Raw genomic sequence first — 17,669 nt, 5'->3', positions numbered from 1 at the left:
GGCGATGGTGAGAGGGGAATCCGTGGCGGGTGCGGGGGCCCACCGCTAGCTTGAACGTGACCGATTGACCGCGATGCGGCAAGCATCGCGGTGTATCTCTCGTCCTCCCGCCGTTTCATTAGATGCGTACCCCCAAGTCCTCTGCTGCCGTGCCCGACGCGCCGCGCCTGTCCTGGCGCGCCGTCCTCCTCTGGCTCGCGTTCTCCGCGACCTTGGGGACGGGGCTGGTGTTGGCCCTGCGCTTCGGCCACAGCGTGCCGACCCTGCTGGACGGGAGTCCGCGATGAGCGCGGTGGCGGAGCAGATCGTCCTCACGCTGCCGGACGGAAAGACGCGTGAAGTGACACCGGGCACGCTGGCCCGCGAGGTGGTGGCGAGCATCGGCCCCGGCCTGCTGAAGGCGGCCATCGCCGTAGCCGTGGACGGCGAGATCCAGGACCTGATGACGCCCCTGCGGCGCGGCGGCGCCTTCCAGGTGCTCACCGACAAGGACCCGCGCGCGCTGGCGGTGCTGCGGCACTCGGGTGCGCACATCCTTGCGACGGCGGTGCGGCGCCTGCGTCCGGAGGCCAAGATCGGCTTCGGCCCCGCCATCGACGACGGCTTCTACTATGACTTCGAGGTCGCCAAGCCGTTCACACCTGAAGACCTCGCGGCCTTCGAAGCCGAGATGCACAAGGTGATCGCCGAGAAGTATCCGTTCGTGCGCGCCGAGGTCACGCAGGAGGAGGCGCGGAAGGTGTTCGCCGACGATCCGCTCAAGCTCGAGCGTCTCGACGACTTCACCGACCCCAGCGAGGTCATCTCGACCTACACCGACGGCCCCTTCACGGACCTGTGCCGCGGGCCGCACGTGCCGGACACCTCGTACCTCAAGCACTTCAAGCTGCTGAGCGCGGCCGGTGCCTATTGGCGCGGCGACGAGAAGCGGCAGATGCTGCAGCGCATCTACGCCACGGCCTTCTTCAAGAAGGACGAGCTCGAGTCGCACCTGCACAACCTCGAGGAGGCCAAGAAGCGCGACCACCGCGTGCTCGGCCGCCAACTGGATCTGTTCCAGTTCTTCCCGCACGCCCCCGGTGCGGCGTTCTGGACCCCGCGCGGCACGACGATGTGGAACGCGCTCGAGGGCTTCGTCCGCGAGCGGCAGCAGGAAGCCTTCCTCGAGATCAAGACGCCGCTGCTCTACACCAAGAAGCTGTGGGAGCAGTCGGGGCACTGGGGCAAGTACCGCGAGAATATGTTCCTCGTCTGGGACAAGGAGCAGGCGGAGGCGGGCGCCAGCGCCGACGAAGCGCTGAGTATGTCGCTCAAGCCGATGAACTGCCCCTCGCACCATCTGTACTACGCCGCGAGTAAGCACTCGTACCGCGAGCTGCCGAAGCGCTTCGTGACCTTCGACGTGCTGCACCGCAACGAGCTCTCGGGCGCGCTCTCGGGCCTCACGCGCGTGCGGCAGTTCGCGCAGGACGACTGCCACGTGTACCTGCGCGAGGACCAGATCGCCGACGAGGTGAAGTTCCTGATGGACTTCATCCTCTCGTACTACGACACCTTCGGCCTGACGGCCAAGCTCAAGTTCGCGACGCGGCCGGAGCAGCGCATCGGCTCCGACGAACTCTGGGACCGTGCCGAGGCGGCGCTGCGCGCGGCGCTGGAGAGCACCGGCCGGGCGTACGAGCTCAAGGAAGGCGATGGCGCCTTCTACGGCCCGAAGATCGACTTCGACGTGACCGACTCCATCGGCCGGGCGTGGCAGCTGGGCACCATCCAGCTCGACTACAATGCGCCCGAGCGCTTCGACCTCAGCTACACCGGCGAGGACAACGCCGCCCATCGGCCGGTGGTGATCCACCGCGCGGTCAGCGGCAGCTTCGAGCGCTTCATCGCCATCCTCATCGAGCACTTCGCCGGCGCCTTCCCGGTCTGGCTGGCCCCGGAACAGGTCCGGGTGCTGCCGATCTCCGACGACGTGGCGGGGTATGCCACGGACGTGGCCGCGAAACTTCGTGCGGCGGGCGTCCGTGCGGTCTGCGACGACCGCAGCGATACCCTCAACTATCGGATCCGGGACGGCGAGATGATGAAGGTCCCCTATATGGCGGTGTGCGGAAAGCGCGAGGCCGAAGCCGGACAGGTGGCCGTGCGCGTCCGCGGCGCCGGCAAGAAGCAAGAGGTCGTCTCGGTGGACGCCTTCCTCTCGCGCATCACCGACGAGATCCGCACGCGCGCACTGGCGCCGGCCGCGGCCGGCCCCGCATGATGCGCCGCCTCGCGCTCGTCCTCGGCCTCGTGCTGCCCGGCGCTGCGGCCGCGCAGCAGGCGCGGCCCCCGCTCAACCCCGGCCGCGTCACCGGTGAGCTCGTGGCCGGGACCTATGCCGGCATCGGCGGTTTCCTCGTTGGTCGCTTCGTCGGCGAGCGGCTCAGCGACTTGGCGGGCGCCGAGAACGACGTCACCATCCGGCGCATCGGGCTCGTCAGCGGCGTCGCGGCTGCCGGACTGGCCACTGCGGGCACGGTCTACGGCATCGGCAATATCGGCGACCAGACCGGCGACTTCTCGGCCACCTACCTCGGGACGGGCGTGGGCTTCGTCGCCGCGTGGGGCCTCTCGCGTGCGCTGCTCGGGCCCGCCGAGCGCCCCCGCGAGGGAATGAGCACCGGGATGCGCTGGGCGGCGGCGAATGTGATCGCGCTGCTGCCGAGCATCGGTGCGACGGTGGGGTTTAACTCGTCGAGGCGGTACAGGTAAGCGCAGTTTGAGCGAGTGGTTAGTTTGGTAGGGGACGGATGACGGATGACGGATGCCTCGGCATCTGCGCCGCAACCGTCCCCTCTGCCGTTCCAGCGTCCGTCATTCGTCATCCGTCAGGATTCCTGTCTATGTCGCTCGATAGAACTCCAGTCCTCGTCAGCGCCACCCGCACGCCCATCGGCCGCTTCCTCGGTGGCCTCTCCGCGCTGAGCGCGCCCGAACTCGGCGCCATCGCCATCCGCGAAGCCGTGAAGCGTGCCGGCATCGACGCCGCGCAGATCGGCGAGGTGATTATGGGCAACGTGCTGCAGGGCGGGGTGGGGCAGGCGCCGGCGCGGCAGGCGATGATCAAGGCGGGCATCCCCGGCAGCGTACCGGCGGTCACCATCAATAAGGTGTGCGGCTCTGGCCTGCAGGCGGTGATGCAGGCGGCGCAGGCGATCCGTGCTGGCGACGAGCAACTGCTGGTGGCGGGCGGGATGGAGTCGATGAGCAACGCGCCGCACCTCGTGCGCGGGATGCGCAGCGGCGTGAAGTTCGGCGCGCAGACGATGGCCGACTTGCTCATCAACGACGGGCTGTGGTGCTCGTTCTACGACCGCCATATGGGCGGCCACGCCGAGTACACGGCCAAGAAGGCCGGCATCACGCGGGCGCGGCAGGACGAGTTCGCGCTGCAGTCGCACCAGAAGGCGGTGGCGGCGATCGAATCCGGCGCCTTCAAGGGCGAGATCGTGCCGGTGGAGATCGCGGGCAAGAAGCCGGTGGTCGTGGACACCGATGAGGGGCCGCGCAAGGACACCTCGCTCGACGTGCTGGCCAAGCTGAAGCCGGCCTTCGGCAAGGATGCGCCCAAGGATATGAAGCCCGAGGAGCTCACGGTGACGGCGGGCAACGCGCCGGGACTCAACGACGGCGCGGCTGCCGTCGTCGTCGCGAGCGAAGCCTACGCGAAGGCGCACGGCCTGCCGATCCTCGCCCGCATCACCGGCTACGCGTCGGGCGGCGGCGATCCGCAGGACCTGTTCTTCGCGCCCATCGTGGCGGTGAACAACCTGATGGCGAAGACGGGCGCGAAAATCGGCGACTACGACCTCATCGAGGCCAACGAGGCCTTCGCCTCGCAGTCGCTGGCCGACGGCGACGGGCTCGGCTGGGCCTGGGACCGCGTCAACGTGCACGGCGGCGCGATTGCGCTGGGGCACCCCATCGGGGCGTCGGGCGCGCGCATTCTCGTGACGCTGCTGCACGCGCTCACGGCGCAGGGCAAGCGGACCGGGATGGCGACGCTGTGTTTGGGAGGCGGCAATGCGGTGGCGCTCTCGGTGGAGCGTGTGTAGCTGGACGGATGACGGATGACGGGCGAATCCGCTATTTTTCACGGATGGCTACGACCTCCGCCGAAACCTTCGCCGTCATCGGCGCCGGACAGATGGGCAACGGGATTGCCCACGTCTGCGCGACCAGCGGCTTTGCTGTCATCCTGATCGACGTCTCAGCCGAGGCCCTGGCCAAGGGCAAGGCGACCATCGAGAAGAACCTCGAGCGCCAGGTGAAGAAGGGCGCGTTGGACGCCGAGGCCGCGAAGGCGGCGTTGGCGCGCATCCAGACGTCGACTTCGCTGGACGCCGTGAAGGACGCGACGGTCTGCGTCGAGGCGGCGACCGAGCGCAAGGACCTCAAGTTCCAGCTCTTCCGCGAGCTCGACCGCCTCGCGCCGGCCGGCGCGATCCTCACGACGAACACGAGCTCGATCTCCATCACCGAGATTGCGGCCGTGACGAAGCGCCCGGAACTCGTGATCGGAATGCACTTTATGAATCCCGTGCCGGTGATGCAGTTGGTGGAGGTCATTCGTGGCCTCGCCACCTCCGACGCGACGAACACGAAGACAATCGAACTCTCGAAGGCCCTGGGCAAGACGCCGGTCGAAGCGAATGACTTCCCGGGCTTCATCGCGAATCGCATCCTGATGCCGATGATCAACGAGGCCGCGTACGCGGTGATGGAAGGCGTCGGCACGCCGGAGGCGGTGGACCAGGTGATGAAGCTGGGGATGAACCACCCGATGGGCCCGCTGACGCTGGCCGACTTCATCGGCCTCGACACCTGTGTGGCCATCCTTGAGGTGCTGCACGAGGGCCTCGGCGACCCGAAGTACCGGCCCTGCCCGCTGCTCAAGAAGTACGTGGCGGCCGGCTGGTACGGGAAGAAGAGCGGGCGCGGATTCTACTCCTACGCGAGCTGAGTCGGTGACCGGCGTGGCTACCGAGGCAACGATGTATCGCGGACTGGTCGCGATGACGGAGGAGCAGGCTGCGATCGTCGACACCGCCCGCGCCTTCGCCGACGAGCACCTGCGGCCGTACGCGGCGAAGTGGGACCGCGACGCGCACTTCGAACCCTCGCTGGTGGGCAAACTGGGCGAGCTCGGCTTCCTCGGAATGCTGCTGCCCGAGCAGTACGGCGGACTTGGCCTCGATGCCAAGAGCTACCTGATGGCGCTCGAGGAAATCGCCGCCGCGGATGCCAGCGTGGGCGTGATGATGTCGGTGCACAACTCGCTGCCGACGCAGATGCTCAACACGCACGGCACCGAGGCGCAGAAACGCCGCTTCCTCGCGCCGCTGGCGCGCGGCGAGATGCTCGGTGCGTTCGCGCTCTCCGAGGCCGATGCCGGCTCGGACGCCTCGGCCATCCGCTGCCAGGCCGTGCGCGACGGCGACGATTGGATCGTCAACGGCTCCAAGGCCTGGATCACCAGCGGGACGCACGCGGGCGTGGTCATCGCGATGATCCGCACCGATACGCCGGAGCAGCATCGCCGCTCCAAGGGCATCTCGGCCTTCATCCTGACGCCGGACCTCGAGGGCTTCCACGTCGGCAAGAAGGAAGACAAGCTTGGGATGCGCGCCTCGCCGACGGTCACGCTGACCTTCGACAATATGCGCGTGTCCGGCGACCGGATGCTCGGCGCGGAAGGGATGGGCTTCATCTACGCGATGCAGTCGCTGGTGCACGGCCGGCTCGGCATCGCGGCGCAGGCCATCGGCATCGCCCGTGCGGCCTTCGAGGCGGCGGCGGCCTATGCCAACGAGCGCAAGCAGTTCGGCAAGCCGATCGCCGAGTTCCAGGGCGTACAGTTCAAGCTGGCCGATATGGCCACGCGCATCACGGCGGCGCGGACGATGCTGCACGCCACCGCCGCCGCCAAGGACTCCGGCGCCGCCGTGGACGCCGAGGCCTCGATGTGCAAGCTCTTCGCGTCGGAGACGGCGATGTGGGTCACGACGCAGGCGATCCAGGTCTTCGGCGGCTACGGCTACGTGAAGGAGTATCCGGTGGAGAGGTATTTCCGGGATGCGAAGGTCACGGAGATCTATGAAGGGACTTCTGAGGTGCAGCGCATTGTGATCGGGCGTGCGGTCAGCGCCGGTGTGTGAGACTGGACGGATGACGGATGACGGATGCGTCAGCATCCGTGCGTCCGCAGCGTCCTTTGTGTTCCCGTAGTTGGCATCCGTCATCCGTCATCCGTCAAATACCATGAAGCTCTTCGATACGATTGCAAAGCTCGGCCACGAGCAACTCGTCCTGTGCGCCGACGAGAGTGCCGGCTACCGCGGCATCATCGCCATCCACGACACCACGCTCGGGCCGGCGCTCGGCGGGACGCGTTTCTGGCAGTACGCCTCCGACGAGGAAGCCATCGTCGACGCGCTACGCCTCGCGCGCGGGATGACCTACAAGAACGCCGTCGCCGGCCTGAACCTCGGCGGCGGCAAGTCGGTCATCATCGGTGACAACCGCACGACGAATCGCGAGATGATCTTCCGGGCGCACGGGCGCTTCGTGGAGTCGCTGGGCGGACGCTACGTGACGGCCGAGGACGTCGGGACGAGCACCAGCGATATGGACTTCGTGCATATGGAGACGGAGTACGTCGCGGGACTCGCCAACAAGTCGGGCGACCCGTCGCCGGTGACGGCGCGCGGCGTGTTCCGCGCCATCGAGGCCTCGGCCAAGCAGCGCTGGGGCTCGGCGTCGCTCGAGGGCAAGACGGTGCTGGTGCAGGGCCTCGGCAACGTCGGCACGTATCTCTGCCGCGAGCTGAAGGCGGTGGGCGCCAAGTTGATCGTCACCGACATCCGCCCCGAGCGGGTCAAGAAGATCGTCGACGAGTTCAGTGCCAAGGCGGTGGAGGGCGATGCCATCTACGCCGAGAAGGCCGACATCTTCGCGCCCTGCGCACTCGGCGCGATCATCAACGACGACACCATCCCCAAGCTCAAGGTGGAGATCGTCTGCGGTGGTGCCAACAACCAGCTGCTCGAGCCGGAGAAGCACGGCGAGGCGCTGGAGAAGCGCGGCATCTTCTACACGCCGGACTTCGTCGCCAACGCCGGTGGCGTGATCAACGTGTACAGCGAGGTGGCCGGGTGGTCGCGCGAGCGCGCGTTGCGCAAGGCTGACGAGATCTACGACACGGTGCTCGGCGTCTATCAGATCGCCAAGGACCACGGGATGCTCACCTACCTGGCGGCCGACAAGCTCGCCGAACAGCGCATCGCCGCCGTGCACGGGATGATGCGCACCTGGCCGCAGTGGCCGCGGAAGAGCTGAAGTGGCCGAGCGCATCCCGATCGCTTCGGACCACGCCGGGTACGAGCTCAAGCAGCACCTGAGCCGCGCCCTTCGCGAAATGGGTTATGAGGTGGAAGACCTCGGCACGGATTCGCCGGCATCCACCGACTATCCGGACTACGCGCATCCGCTCGCCGAGCAGGTGGAGACGGGCAGGGCGACGCGCGGCGTGCTGCTCTGCGGCACGGGGCTCGGGATGAGCTATGCGGCCAACCGGCACCACGGCGTGCGCGCGGCGGTGGCCTGGGCGCCGGAGATCGCGGCGCTGGCGCGGCAGCACAACGACGCCAACGTCCTCGTCCTGCCGGCGCGCTTCGTGAGCGAGGAGGACGGCGTGCAGATCCTCAAGACCTGGCTGGAGACGCCCTTCGAGGGCGGGCGACACCAGAAGCGGGTGGACAAGATCGAGGCCACGGGCCACGAACCGTCGGGGGACAAGTGAAGCCAGGCTGGAACGCGTGGGACCGGCGCTTGCCGGGGCAGATGCTGCTCGGCACCGACCCCGAGATCGCGGCGCTGATCGCCGAGGAGACCAAGCGGCAGAGCGAAGGGCTGGAGCTGATTGCCAGCGAGAACTTCGTCTCGCCGGCGGTGCTCGAGGCGATGGGCTCGGCGCTGACGAACAAGTATGCCGAAGGCCTGCCCGGCAAGCGCTACTATGGCGGATGCGAGGTCGTGGATAAGGTCGAGCAGCTGGCGATCGACCGCGCCAAGCAGCTCTTCGGCGCCGACCACGCGAACGTGCAGCCGCACTCCGGCGCGACGGCCAACGCCGCGGTATATCTGGCCTTCCTCAAGCCCGGCGACACGGTGCTGGGGCTCGACCTCTCGCAGGGCGGCCACCTCACGCACGGCTCGCCGGTGAACTTCTCCGGCCTCAACTACCGCGCCGTGCACTACGGCGTGGACGACAACGGCATCATCGACTACGCGCGGATGCGCGAGATCGCGCGGGCCGAGAAGCCCAAGCTGATCATCGCTGGGTACTCGGCGTACTCGCGCGTGCTCGACTACGAGCAGTTCGCCGCGGCGGCGAAGGAAGTCGGCGCGATCTTTATGGTGGATATGGCGCACTTCGCCGGTCTCGCGGCTGCCGGCGTGTATCCGAGCCCGATTCCGTACGCCGACGTGGTGACGACGACCACGCACAAGACGCTGCGCGGGCCGCGCGGCGGGTTGATCCTCTGCAAGGCCGAACACGCGAAGACCATCGATAAGGCGATGTTTCCGGGGACGCAGGGCGGTCCGCTGGAGCACGTCATCGCGGCCAAGGCCGTCGCCTTCTACGAGGCGCTGCGCCCCGAGTTCAAGACGTACTGCACGCAGGTGGTGCGCAACGCGCAGGCGCTGGCCGAGGCACTGATGGCCCGGAAGGTGCACGTGGTCTCCGGCGGCACCGACAACCACTTGATGCTCTGCGACCTCCGGCCGCGTGGCGCGACGCTCACCGGCAAGCTGGCCGAGCAGGCGCTGGACAAGGCAGGCATCACCGTCAACAAGAACACCGTGCCCAAGGAGACGCAGTCGCCGTTCGTGACCAGCGGCATCCGCATCGGCACGCCGGCGGTGACCACGCGCGGAATGCGCGAGACGGAGATGGTGCACATCGCGGCGCTGATCGACCGCGTGCTCGCGGCGCCGGACGACGCGTCGGTGCTCGCGGCGGTGAAGGAAGAAGTGCACGCGATGACCGCCGACTTTCCGCTGTATCTTTAGCGGCGATGCCTGAACTCGCCTTCCGCGACGGAGTCTTCGACCGCATTCGCCTGCGCGAATCGCGGTATGACGAGCGCGCGTACCTGTTCGTGCTGGCGGCGCTGGAGTACGTGCAGCAGCAGTTGCCGGAGCGCCGCCACCTCACGGGCCGCGAACTGGCGCACGGTTGCCGCGACCTCGCGCTGGCGCGCTACGGCGTGCTGGCGCGCACGGTACTCGAGCACTGGGGCGTGCACAGCGCCACCGACATCGGCGAGATCGTCTTTGCCCTAGTCGATACCGGCCTGCTGATGAGCCAGCCGCAGGACAGCAAGGACGAGTTCATCGGGGCGTTCGACTTCCACGAGGCGTTCGACCACGCCTACCCGTGGACGACGCCCGTCGACGCCTGAGGCGTCGGCCCGCCGCGCAGCGATGATGCCCGTGCGCGTCACCACGGCGGCCGAGGCGGCGGCGCGCGACGCGGCGGCGATCGCCGCCGGCACGCCCTCGTACGCGTTGATGCAGGCCGCGGGTGGCGCGGCCGCGCGCTGGATTCTCTCGCACTATCCGGCCGTCCGCACCGACGGGGCGCTGTGCGTCGCCGGCGCGGGCAACAACGGTGGCGATGCCTGGGTCGTGGCGGGCGTATTGGCGGCGGCGGGCTGTCCCGTCGGCGTCGTCGAAGCGGCTCCGCCGTCCACGAACGACGCCACGCGCGCGAGGGGCGACGTGCGGCCACGGCTGGCCGAGGCGCACGACCCTGCGCGGCCGGCGGTCGTCGTGGATGGCTTGCTCGGCACCGGCGCATCGGGCGAGCTGCGCGAATCGTTCTGGCCGCATCTTGAACTGATCGCGCAGCACCGCGCGAATGGCGCCGTAGTCGTCGCGCTGGATGCGCCGAGCGGCATTGATGCCACCACTGGGGCGGGTGGCCGCTGCGTGCGCGCCGACGCCACGCTCACGTTCGGGACGGTGAAACGCGGCCTTCTGCTGCGCCGCGACGAAGCCGGCGCGATCGCGTGCCTGGACATCGGGCTCGGCGAACACGCGGCGATTGGCGATGGCGCACCGACGCTGGTGGACGAAGCCTTCGTGCGTGCGGCGATTCCGCCGATTCCCGCGGACGCGCACAAGGGTGTACGACGCCGACTCGCGGTCGTCGGCGGCGGCGAGGGAATGGCCGGCGCGCCGATGCTCGCCGCACGTGGCGCGATGCGCAGCGGGATCGGGATGGTGCAGTTGTTGGTGGCGCCCACGAATGTGCCGGTGGTGCAGGCGGCGCTGCCGGAGACGATGGCCGCGCGCTGGCCGGTGACTGCCGAGGACCAAGGCCGCGTGCTCGGCTGGACGCACTGCCTGCTACTCGGTCCTGGACTCGGTCGGACGGCGATGACGCGAGCGCTCATTGAGCGCCTGCTGGTGGAGTGGCAGGGGCCGGTGGTGCTCGACGCGGACGCGTTGAATGTGTTCGAAGGCGAGCCGCGCACCTTGGGCTCATTGCTCGGTGCGCGTCCCGCGATCGTCACGCCGCATCCCGTGGAAGCGGGCCGGCTGTTGCGTCGCGACGTGGCCACTGTCAGCGCGGCGCGCTTCGAGGTTGGGACTGAACTGGCCAAGCAGCTTGGCGCGACGGTGATCCTCAAGGGCGTGCCGAGCGTCATCTCTTCGCCGGACGGCCGTGTGGCGGTGAGCGCGAGCGGCAGTCCAACACTGGGCACAGCGGGCAGCGGGGACGTGCTCGCGGGCATCGTCGCGACCCTGCTCGCGCAGACGGGCGACGCGTTTGCCGCGGCGGCAAGCGGCGCCTGGATCCACGGGCGTGCCGGTGAGTTCGCGGCGTCACAGGGTTCGGTGCGCGGGACGTCGCTGGAGGATGTGGTCGTCGCGTTGCGCGAGGCCTGGCGGCTCGACTCGCCGCCGCTGGCCGCAGACGTGCTCGCGGAATTGCCGGCGGCCGGACACGCCCGATGAATCGCCACCTGACGATGGGCCCCGGCAAGGAGTTCGACGCCGTGCGCGCCTTGCTTGCACAGTGGGGCTCGGCCGCCGAGGGCGTCGGCGACGACGGCGCCGTCCTCGACCTGCCGCCCGGTTCGCGCCTCGTCGTGAGCACCGACGCGACCGTCGAGGACGTGCACTTCCGCCGCGCCTGGCTGACGCCCGAGGAGATCGGCTGGCGCGCGACGCAGGCGGCGCTGAGCGATCTGGCGGCGATGGGTGCCGCACCGCTCGGTGTGTTGCTGGCCCTGACCGTGCCGCGCGATTGGCGCGACCAGCTCTCGGGTCTCGCGGGAGGAATCGCCGCGGCCACGCAGGGTGCGGGGGCGCCGATCGTCGGCGGGGACGTGACGGACGGGGACCGCTTGGCGCTGGCCATCACCGTGCTCGGGCACTCAGCACGGCCGCTCTCGCGCGCCGGAGCGCGCCCCGGTGACCGGCTCTATGTGACGGGCACGCTCGGCGGACCCGGGCGCGCGCTGGCGGCGTGGGAGCGCGGTGACTCTCCCGACGCCGATGCCCGCGCGCGCTTTGCGCGCCCCGCCGCGCGCCTCGACGCGGGGCTCTGGCTGTCGGCACAGGGCGCGTCGGCGGCGATCGATCTCTCAGACGGCCTCGCTGGCGACGTCGCGCATCTCGCGGCCGCCAGCGGTGTCGACTGCGTGCTCGACCTCGACGCGATCCCGTGCATCGCCGGTGCGAGCGCTGACGACGCGCTGCGCAGCGGCGAGGAGTACGAGCTGCTGATCGCGGCCGCGGCGATGGATGTCGCGCGATTCTCCGCAGAGCACCTCGGACTGCCGCTGACCGCCATCGGACGCGTCGAAGCGCCTCGTGGCGCCGGCGAAGTGCGCGCCGAGCGTGGTGGTCGCCCCGCGGCACTGCCGAGCGCGCACGACCATTTCACGCGATGATGCGGGCGGCACTGGTGCTGGTTTCGCTGCTGGTGTCCACGGCCATCTTCGGTTCGTGGGTGCTCCTGGCGGCGCTGTTCCGCGTCAAGGACGGCATCGGCTCGCCGTACGACATCGCGCCCCGCCTCTGGGCGCGCATCACTCTCCGGGTGAGCGGTGTGCGGATCGTGCAGCACAACCCGGAGCGGAAGCTCGGGGCACGGCACATCTTCGCCGTCAACCACGTCGCGAACTACGATGTGCTGGTAATCGCCGCGACGCTGCGTTGGGTGAAGTTCGTGGCCAAGGCCGAGCTCTTCCGCATCCCGCTCTTCGGCAAGGCGATGTTGGCCGCCGGGATGGTCCCGATCGAGCGGAGCAACCGCAAGGCGGCCTTCGGCTCGTACACCCTCGCCACCAAGCGCGTGGATATGGGCGCCTCGGTCGCGGTGTACCCCGAGGGCACGCGTGGCAACGCGTACCCCCTTCGCCCGTTCAAGAAGGGCCCCTTTGTGCTCGCCATCCAAGCGCAGGCGCCGATCGTCCCGGTGGTGGTGTACGGCCAGCTCGAGGTGCAGCCCAAGGGCCGGTTTCGCGTAACTCCAGGCACCATCCACGTACACTTCCTCGAGCCCATCGAGACCGCCGGGATGAACTACGACGACCGCGACGCCCTCGCCGAGCGCACCCACGAGGCGATGCGGCGCTGCCTCGCCGAGCAGTACGGCGTCGGGGTCTCCCCAGGTGCGACCTGATGGAGTTCCCAGCGTCCCGCGAGAGGTTTGACGCTAGATTCCGTCCGTAGCACGCCATACCGCAGCAGCCTCCCGCCTTCCGTCTTCCGTCTTCCGTCTTCCGTCTCGAACCATATGTCCACGATCATTGCCGTCCTCGCCCGCGAGATCCTCGACTCCCGTGGCAATCCCACCGTCGAAGCCGAAGTCGTCCTCGAGGACGGCACCTACGGCCGCGCCGCGTCGCCCAGCGGCGCCTCTACCGGCGAGCACGAAGCCAATGAGCTGCGCGACGGCGATGCGAAGCGGTACCTCGGCAAGGGCGTGCGAAAAGCGGTGATGAACGTCAGCCGGTTCATCGAACCGGAACTCATCGGGATGGACGTGGTGGACCAGCTCTCGATCGACCGCGCGATGCTCGCGCTCGACGGTACCCCGAACAAGTCCAAGCTCGGCGCCAACGCGATGCTGGCGGTCTCGATGGCGGCGGCCCGTGCCGGCGCGGCGTCGGTGGACCTGCCGCTGCACCGCTATCTGGGTGGCCCGCTGGCCCGCACGCTGCCGGTGCCGTTGATGAACATCCTGAACGGCGGGGCCCACGCGACGAATACGGTGGACTTCCAGGAGTATATGATCGTGCCCGTGGGCGCCGAGTCGTTCAGCGAGGCGCTGCGGATGGGCACGGAAGTCTTCCACGCGCTCAAGAAGGTGCTGGTGAAGCGCAAGCTCTCCACTGGCGTCGGCGACGAAGGCGGCTTCGCGCCGGACCTCAAGAGCGACGAGGCAGCACTCGACGTGGTGATGGAGGCCATCGAGGCCGCCGGGTACCAGCCGGGTGCCGAGATCGCGTTGGCGCTCGACTGCGCGGCCAGCGAGCTCTACGCCAAGGGCAAGTACACGTTCAAGAAGAGCGGCGCCGGCACCAAGACGGCTGACGAGATCATCGAGATGTATGCCAAGTGGCTGCGCAAGTATCCGATCGTGTCGATCGAGGACGGCCTGGCCGAAGGCGACTGGGAGGGTTGGGGCCGCCTCACCGAAGCGCTCGGCGACCGCGTGCAGCTCGTCGGTGACGACCTCTTCGTCACCAACACCGAGTTCCTCGCCCGCGGCATCGAAGAGGACGTGGCCAACGCCATCCTCGTGAAGGTGAACCAGATCGGGACGCTGACTGAGACGCTCGAGACCATCGAAATGGCGGACCGCAACGGCTACCGCTCGATCATCTCGCACCGCTCCGGCGAGACCGAGGACACCTTCATCGCCGACCTCGCCGTGGCGACGAACGCCGGTCAGATCAAGACGGGCTCGGCCTCGCGCACGGATCGCGTCGCGAAGTACAACCAGTTGCTGCGCATCGAGCAGGAGCTGGGCCAGCACGCCGAGTATCCGGGCGGCGGCATCTACGGCATCGACGGCTGATCGCCGCACGCTGACATTCGATGGCGACGCCTCGCCGCCGCAGCGCTCCTAGCGGTCCGTCCGCGCCACGCACCCCCGGGTGGATCGCCACCCGGGTCGTGCTGGCGGCGATGGCGCTCGCCGCGCTGAGCTTTGCGGTGCAGGGCGGGGAGTACGGCACCACCGACCTCTTCACGCAGAAGCGCAAGCTCGCGGAGTCACAGGCCATCGTCGACTCGCTGCAACGACGCGTGGACTCGCTGGTCGTCTACAAGCGATTGGTCGAGACCGACCCCGCCACCCAGGAACGCATCGCCCGCGAGGAGTTCGGGATGGTGAAGCCCGGCGAAGTCCTCTATCGGTTCGCGGATCCGGAGTAGGGCCGGCCTCAGACCGAGGCGAAGATGCGATGCGCCTGCGTCAGCTTGGCGAGCGGGTCACTGGTCGGAATGAACTCGTGCGCGACGAAGCCCGTGAATCCGGTGGCGGCGATGGCCTGCGCGATGCGCGGGTAGAACAACTCCTGCGTCCCGTCGATCTCGTGCCGGCCCGGGTTTCCCGCGGTGTGGTAGTGCCCGATTATCGCTTTGTGCTTCTCGATCGTCCGGATGACATCGCCTTCCATAATCTGCATATGGTAGATGTCGTAGAGGAGCTTGAAGCGCTCTGAGCCGAGGCCCTTCGCGACCTCGGCCGCCCATTCGGTGCGGTCGGCGTGGTAGTCCCGGTGGTCCACCTTGCTGTTGAGCATTTCCATCACGAGCGTGACGCCGAGGCGTTCGGCCGTGGGGAGGATGCGCCGCAGACCGGCGACGCAGTTGGCGATGCCCTCGCCGTCGGACATCCCGCGTCGGTTTCCGGAGAAGACGATCATCTGTGCAATCCCAGCGCGCGCCACCAAGGGCAGCAGTCGCTCGCTCTCGGCAACGAGCCGGTCGTGCAGATCGGGGCGGTTCCATCCGTCGGCGATGGGGCCGGGGCCGTTGGCCACGGTGCATACCAGACCGTGCTGCCGCGGGACGTCCCACTCGTTCTCGCTGAGCAGGTCGATGCCATCGAGGCCGATGCGCTTGGCTTCGGAGCAGAGATCGGGCAGGGGCATATTCCCAAAGCACCAGCGCGCGACGCTCTGCTTGTACGGCGGCGTGCGACGCGCGGTTTGCTGCGACAGCGCCTCGCCGTCGGTGGCGGCCAGTGACGCCACCGGTGCGGCGGCCAGCGCCGCCACCGCGCCCAGGCCCTTGGTGATGGCGCTGCGGCGGGACTCGCTCATAGCTCTCCTCGGCGGATCTTGTCGACGGCGCCGGCGGCGGCCCGCGCCGTCAACGCCATATAGGTGATGCTGGGATTCTGGCAGGCGCTGCTGGCCATACAGGCGCCATCGGTCACGAACACGTTCGGCACTTCCCAGAGCTGGTTGTCGCGGTTGAGTACGCCGTCACCGGGCGTGCGCGACATCCGTGCGCCGCCCATCTCGTGGATGCAGAGCCCCGGTGGCACGTCCGGCCGGTTCTGCCAGATGTCGCGGGCGCCGGCGGCTTCGAGCATCTCGACGGCGCTGGTGGTCATATCGCGCATCATCGCGCGCTCGTTGTCGCCCCACTTGCAGGTGATGCGCAGGGCAGGGATGCCCCACTTGTCCTTGACGGTCGGGTCCAGCGCGAGGTGATTGGCCGCGTTCGGCAACTGCTCGCCCCATCCGTTGATGGAGAGCGTCCACGGGCCGAGCTCGTTGAGCAGGCGCTGCTTGTACTCCGGTCCGCTGCCGGCGCCGCGGAATGCCGAACGGCCCGAGCCGCCCTGCATCCCGTAACCGCGCAGGAAGTCTGCGCTGGGCCGCGACGCCTTCGTGTTGCGGAAGCGTGCGACGTAGATGCCGTTGGGTCGACGCCCGGCGGTGACGCGGTCCTCGAAGCCCGGCATCACGCCGCCGGCACCCCAGAGCATATGGTGGTCCATTATGTACTTGCCGAGCGTACCGCTGGCGTTGCCCATCCCCTGCGGATGCGTGCCGCTCGTCGAGTGCATCAGGATGCGCACGGACTCGAAGGCCGAGGCGCAGAGGAAGATGACGCGTGCCTCGTAGACGGTCTCCTGCATCGTGCGGGCGTCGATCACCCGCACGCCGCGCGCCTTGCCGCTGCGCGCATCGAGCAGCACCTCGGCGACGACGCTATGCGGACGCAGCGTCAGGCGCCCGGTCGCGGCGGCGGCGGGCAGCGTGGAGCCGTTGGAGGAGAAGTACGAGTGCGTGATGCAGCCGCGCTCGCAGGGCCCGCAGTAGTGGCAGGCGGCGCGTCCGTTGTGGTTGCGCGTGAGCACGGCGGCGCGGCCGATGGTCATCACGCGCTGGCCGCCGAAGGCGCCGAGGATCTTCTCGCGGGCGTCGCGCTCGACGCAGGTCATCTGCATCGGCGGGAGGAACTCGCCATCGGGCAGCTGGTCGAGGCCTTCGGCGGCGCCGGAGACGCCGATGAATCGTTCGACGTGCGAGTACCACGGGGCGAGGTCGGCGTAGCGGATCGGCCAGTCGTTGCCGTGGCCGTCGCGGGCGTTGGCCTCGAAGTCGAGGTCGCTCCAGCGGTAGACCTGGCGCCCCCACATAATCGACCGGCCGCCCACGTGCCGGCCGCGGATCCAGCGGAACGGCGCGTCGTCCGGCGTGGTGTACGGGTTCTCGTGGTCGTTCACGAAGAACTTGGAGCCCGCTTCGTCGCAGGCGTAGCACTCGCGCTGGATCGGCTGGTGGCGCTCCAGCGCCTTGCGGTCGCCGAAGCCACGGTAGCGGAGTTGGTACGACTGCACGTGCTCCGTGTAGTCCGTCGCGGGGTCGATCGGGCCGCCGGCCTCGAGCACGAGCGTCTGCATCCCGCGCTCGGTCAGCTCCTTGGCCGCCCAGCCGCCGGAGATCCCCGATCCGACGACGATGGCATCGTAGCGTCGCTGTTGGCGTGGCATCAGCGGCGCCCTCCAACGGCGGGACGGGGCACGCAGCCTTCGTAGCGCCCCGGCGTGATGTTCGTGCGGATCACCGTCTTCTGCACGACCTCGCTGGTGATCCAGGCGTGGACGGTCCAACTCTTCACGCGGCGCAGCGCGCGCTGGCCGGCGCTCGGTTGCTCGACGGTCGCTTCGGCCCACGCGATCTCTGCGGTCGCGGCCTCGGTGCTGAGTCCGGGCCAGGCCGACCCGTGCAGCTCGCGGGCACGCTCGTCGAGTTCAGCGAGGCCGTTCGCGAACGCCTCGCGCTCCGCTTCCGGAACCCACTCGGCGAGCAGCAGTTCGATGAACTCCGGCGCGCCGACGTCGAGTGCGCCCGGCGTCTCCGTGCGCGGGATGATCGCGTCGGCGATCGCGGCGACTGTCGCGCGGTCGGCGTCGGGCAGCGGGCGGGGCCGGCTGCCGGCGAGCCGAGCCTGGGCGGCGCGGATCCAGTCGGCATCGGGCAGCTCGGCGTCTGCGGCGCTCGGCACGGCCGCGAGTGCGGCCAACTGCAGGAGGGTGCGACGGGTGAGCGTCATCGGATCCGGGGTGACGGGACCGC

18 protein-coding genes are annotated in these 17,669 nt (G+C 69.0%); 15 read left to right on the top strand and 3 right to left on the bottom strand.

Annotated features, from left to right (window positions below; translation table 11 throughout):
* The first annotated feature begins 122 nt into the window (after positions 1 to 122).
* From KF689_08300 to KF689_08230, 15 genes are all read left to right on the top strand, one after another.
* Positions 123 to 287 carry a hypothetical protein gene (locus KF689_08300; GenBank protein ID MBX3133368.1) on the top strand — a complete coding sequence of 55 codons (165 nt, stop codon included), beginning with the start codon at positions 123 to 125 and terminating at the stop codon, positions 285 to 287.
* Complete coding sequence (thrS, locus tag KF689_08295) at positions 284 to 2,263, top strand: threonine--tRNA ligase (GenBank protein MBX3133367.1); 1,980 nt, start codon at positions 284 to 286, stop codon at positions 2,261 to 2,263. Before KF689_08300 ends, thrS begins: the two co-directional genes overlap by 4 nt.
* A complete protein-coding gene (locus KF689_08290; protein MBX3133366.1) occupies positions 2,260 to 2,754 on the top strand; it encodes a hypothetical protein in 495 nt (164 codons plus the stop codon). Before thrS ends, KF689_08290 begins: the two co-directional genes overlap by 4 nt.
* Before the next feature lie 131 nt (positions 2,755 to 2,885).
* The gene (locus KF689_08285) at positions 2,886 to 4,097 is read left to right on the top strand and encodes an acetyl-CoA C-acyltransferase (protein ID MBX3133365.1); all 1,212 of its coding nucleotides are present in this window, start codon (positions 2,886 to 2,888) and stop codon (positions 4,095 to 4,097) included.
* 44 nt (positions 4,098 to 4,141) lie between these two features.
* Entirely contained in the window at positions 4,142 to 5,005 is an 864-nt protein-coding gene (locus KF689_08280) for a 3-hydroxybutyryl-CoA dehydrogenase (protein ID MBX3133364.1), read from the top strand.
* Between the two features lie 31 nt (positions 5,006 to 5,036).
* Entirely contained in the window at positions 5,037 to 6,200 is a 1,164-nt protein-coding gene (locus tag KF689_08275; GenBank protein MBX3133363.1) for an acyl-CoA dehydrogenase family protein, read from the top strand.
* Positions 6,201 to 6,303: 103 nt separating this feature from the next.
* Positions 6,304 to 7,380, top strand: coding sequence for a Glu/Leu/Phe/Val dehydrogenase (locus KF689_08270; protein MBX3133362.1), 1,077 nt, complete (start codon positions 6,304 to 6,306; stop codon positions 7,378 to 7,380).
* Between the two features lie 13 nt (positions 7,381 to 7,393).
* Positions 7,394 to 7,843, top strand: coding sequence for a ribose 5-phosphate isomerase B (rpiB, locus tag KF689_08265; GenBank protein MBX3133361.1), 450 nt, complete (start codon positions 7,394 to 7,396; stop codon positions 7,841 to 7,843).
* Between the two features lie 41 nt (positions 7,844 to 7,884).
* The gene (locus KF689_08260) at positions 7,885 to 9,117 is read left to right on the top strand and encodes a serine hydroxymethyltransferase (GenBank protein ID MBX3133360.1); all 1,233 of its coding nucleotides are present in this window, start codon (positions 7,885 to 7,887) and stop codon (positions 9,115 to 9,117) included.
* A 5-nt stretch (positions 9,118 to 9,122) separates the two neighbouring features.
* Positions 9,123 to 9,509, top strand: a complete 387-nt coding sequence (locus KF689_08255; protein ID MBX3133359.1) for a hypothetical protein — start codon at positions 9,123 to 9,125, stop codon at positions 9,507 to 9,509.
* 25 nt (positions 9,510 to 9,534) lie between these two features.
* On the top strand, positions 9,535 to 11,070 hold the full coding sequence (locus tag KF689_08250) for an NAD(P)H-hydrate dehydratase (protein ID MBX3133358.1): 1,536 nt from the start codon (positions 9,535 to 9,537) through the stop codon (positions 11,068 to 11,070).
* Positions 11,067 to 12,011 carry a thiamine-phosphate kinase gene (gene thiL / locus KF689_08245; protein MBX3133357.1) on the top strand — a complete coding sequence of 315 codons (945 nt, stop codon included), beginning with the start codon at positions 11,067 to 11,069 and terminating at the stop codon, positions 12,009 to 12,011. The genes KF689_08250 and thiL overlap by 4 nt, the downstream gene beginning before the upstream one ends.
* Positions 12,008 to 12,745 (top strand): 1-acyl-sn-glycerol-3-phosphate acyltransferase, encoded by a 738-nt coding sequence (locus KF689_08240; protein MBX3133356.1) that lies wholly within the window; start codon positions 12,008 to 12,010, stop codon positions 12,743 to 12,745. Before thiL ends, KF689_08240 begins: the two co-directional genes overlap by 4 nt.
* A 114-nt stretch (positions 12,746 to 12,859) precedes the next feature.
* A complete protein-coding gene (eno, locus tag KF689_08235; protein ID MBX3133355.1) occupies positions 12,860 to 14,146 on the top strand; it encodes a phosphopyruvate hydratase in 1,287 nt (428 codons plus the stop codon).
* 20 nt (positions 14,147 to 14,166) lie between these two features.
* Positions 14,167 to 14,505 carry a septum formation initiator family protein gene (locus tag KF689_08230; GenBank protein MBX3133354.1) on the top strand — a complete coding sequence of 113 codons (339 nt, stop codon included), beginning with the start codon at positions 14,167 to 14,169 and terminating at the stop codon, positions 14,503 to 14,505.
* 8 nt (positions 14,506 to 14,513) lie between these two features.
* On the opposite strand, the gene KF689_08225 is transcribed toward KF689_08230, so the two are convergent.
* The 3 genes from KF689_08225 to KF689_08215 are packed head-to-tail and all read right to left on the bottom strand — an operon-like array spanning position 14,514 to position 17,646.
* Complete coding sequence (locus KF689_08225; protein MBX3133353.1) at positions 14,514 to 15,398, bottom strand: TIM barrel protein; 885 nt, start codon at positions 15,396 to 15,398, stop codon at positions 14,514 to 14,516.
* Positions 15,395 to 17,083, bottom strand: a complete 1,689-nt coding sequence (locus KF689_08220; GenBank protein MBX3133352.1) for a GMC family oxidoreductase — start codon at positions 17,081 to 17,083, stop codon at positions 15,395 to 15,397. Before KF689_08220 ends, KF689_08225 begins: the two co-directional genes overlap by 4 nt.
* Positions 17,083 to 17,646 (bottom strand): gluconate 2-dehydrogenase subunit 3 family protein, encoded by a 564-nt coding sequence (locus tag KF689_08215; GenBank protein ID MBX3133351.1) that lies wholly within the window; start codon positions 17,644 to 17,646, stop codon positions 17,083 to 17,085. The genes KF689_08220 and KF689_08215 overlap by 1 nt, the downstream gene beginning before the upstream one ends.
* Positions 17,647 to 17,669: the final 23 nt, after the last annotated feature.

The sequence above is a fragment of the Gemmatimonadaceae bacterium genome, from assembly GCA_019637355.1.
Lineage (GTDB): Bacteria > Gemmatimonadota > Gemmatimonadetes > Gemmatimonadales > Gemmatimonadaceae > Pseudogemmatithrix.
Note: the sequence above shows the minus strand (reverse complement) of the source record. Positions and strands in the feature narration are given on the sequence as shown.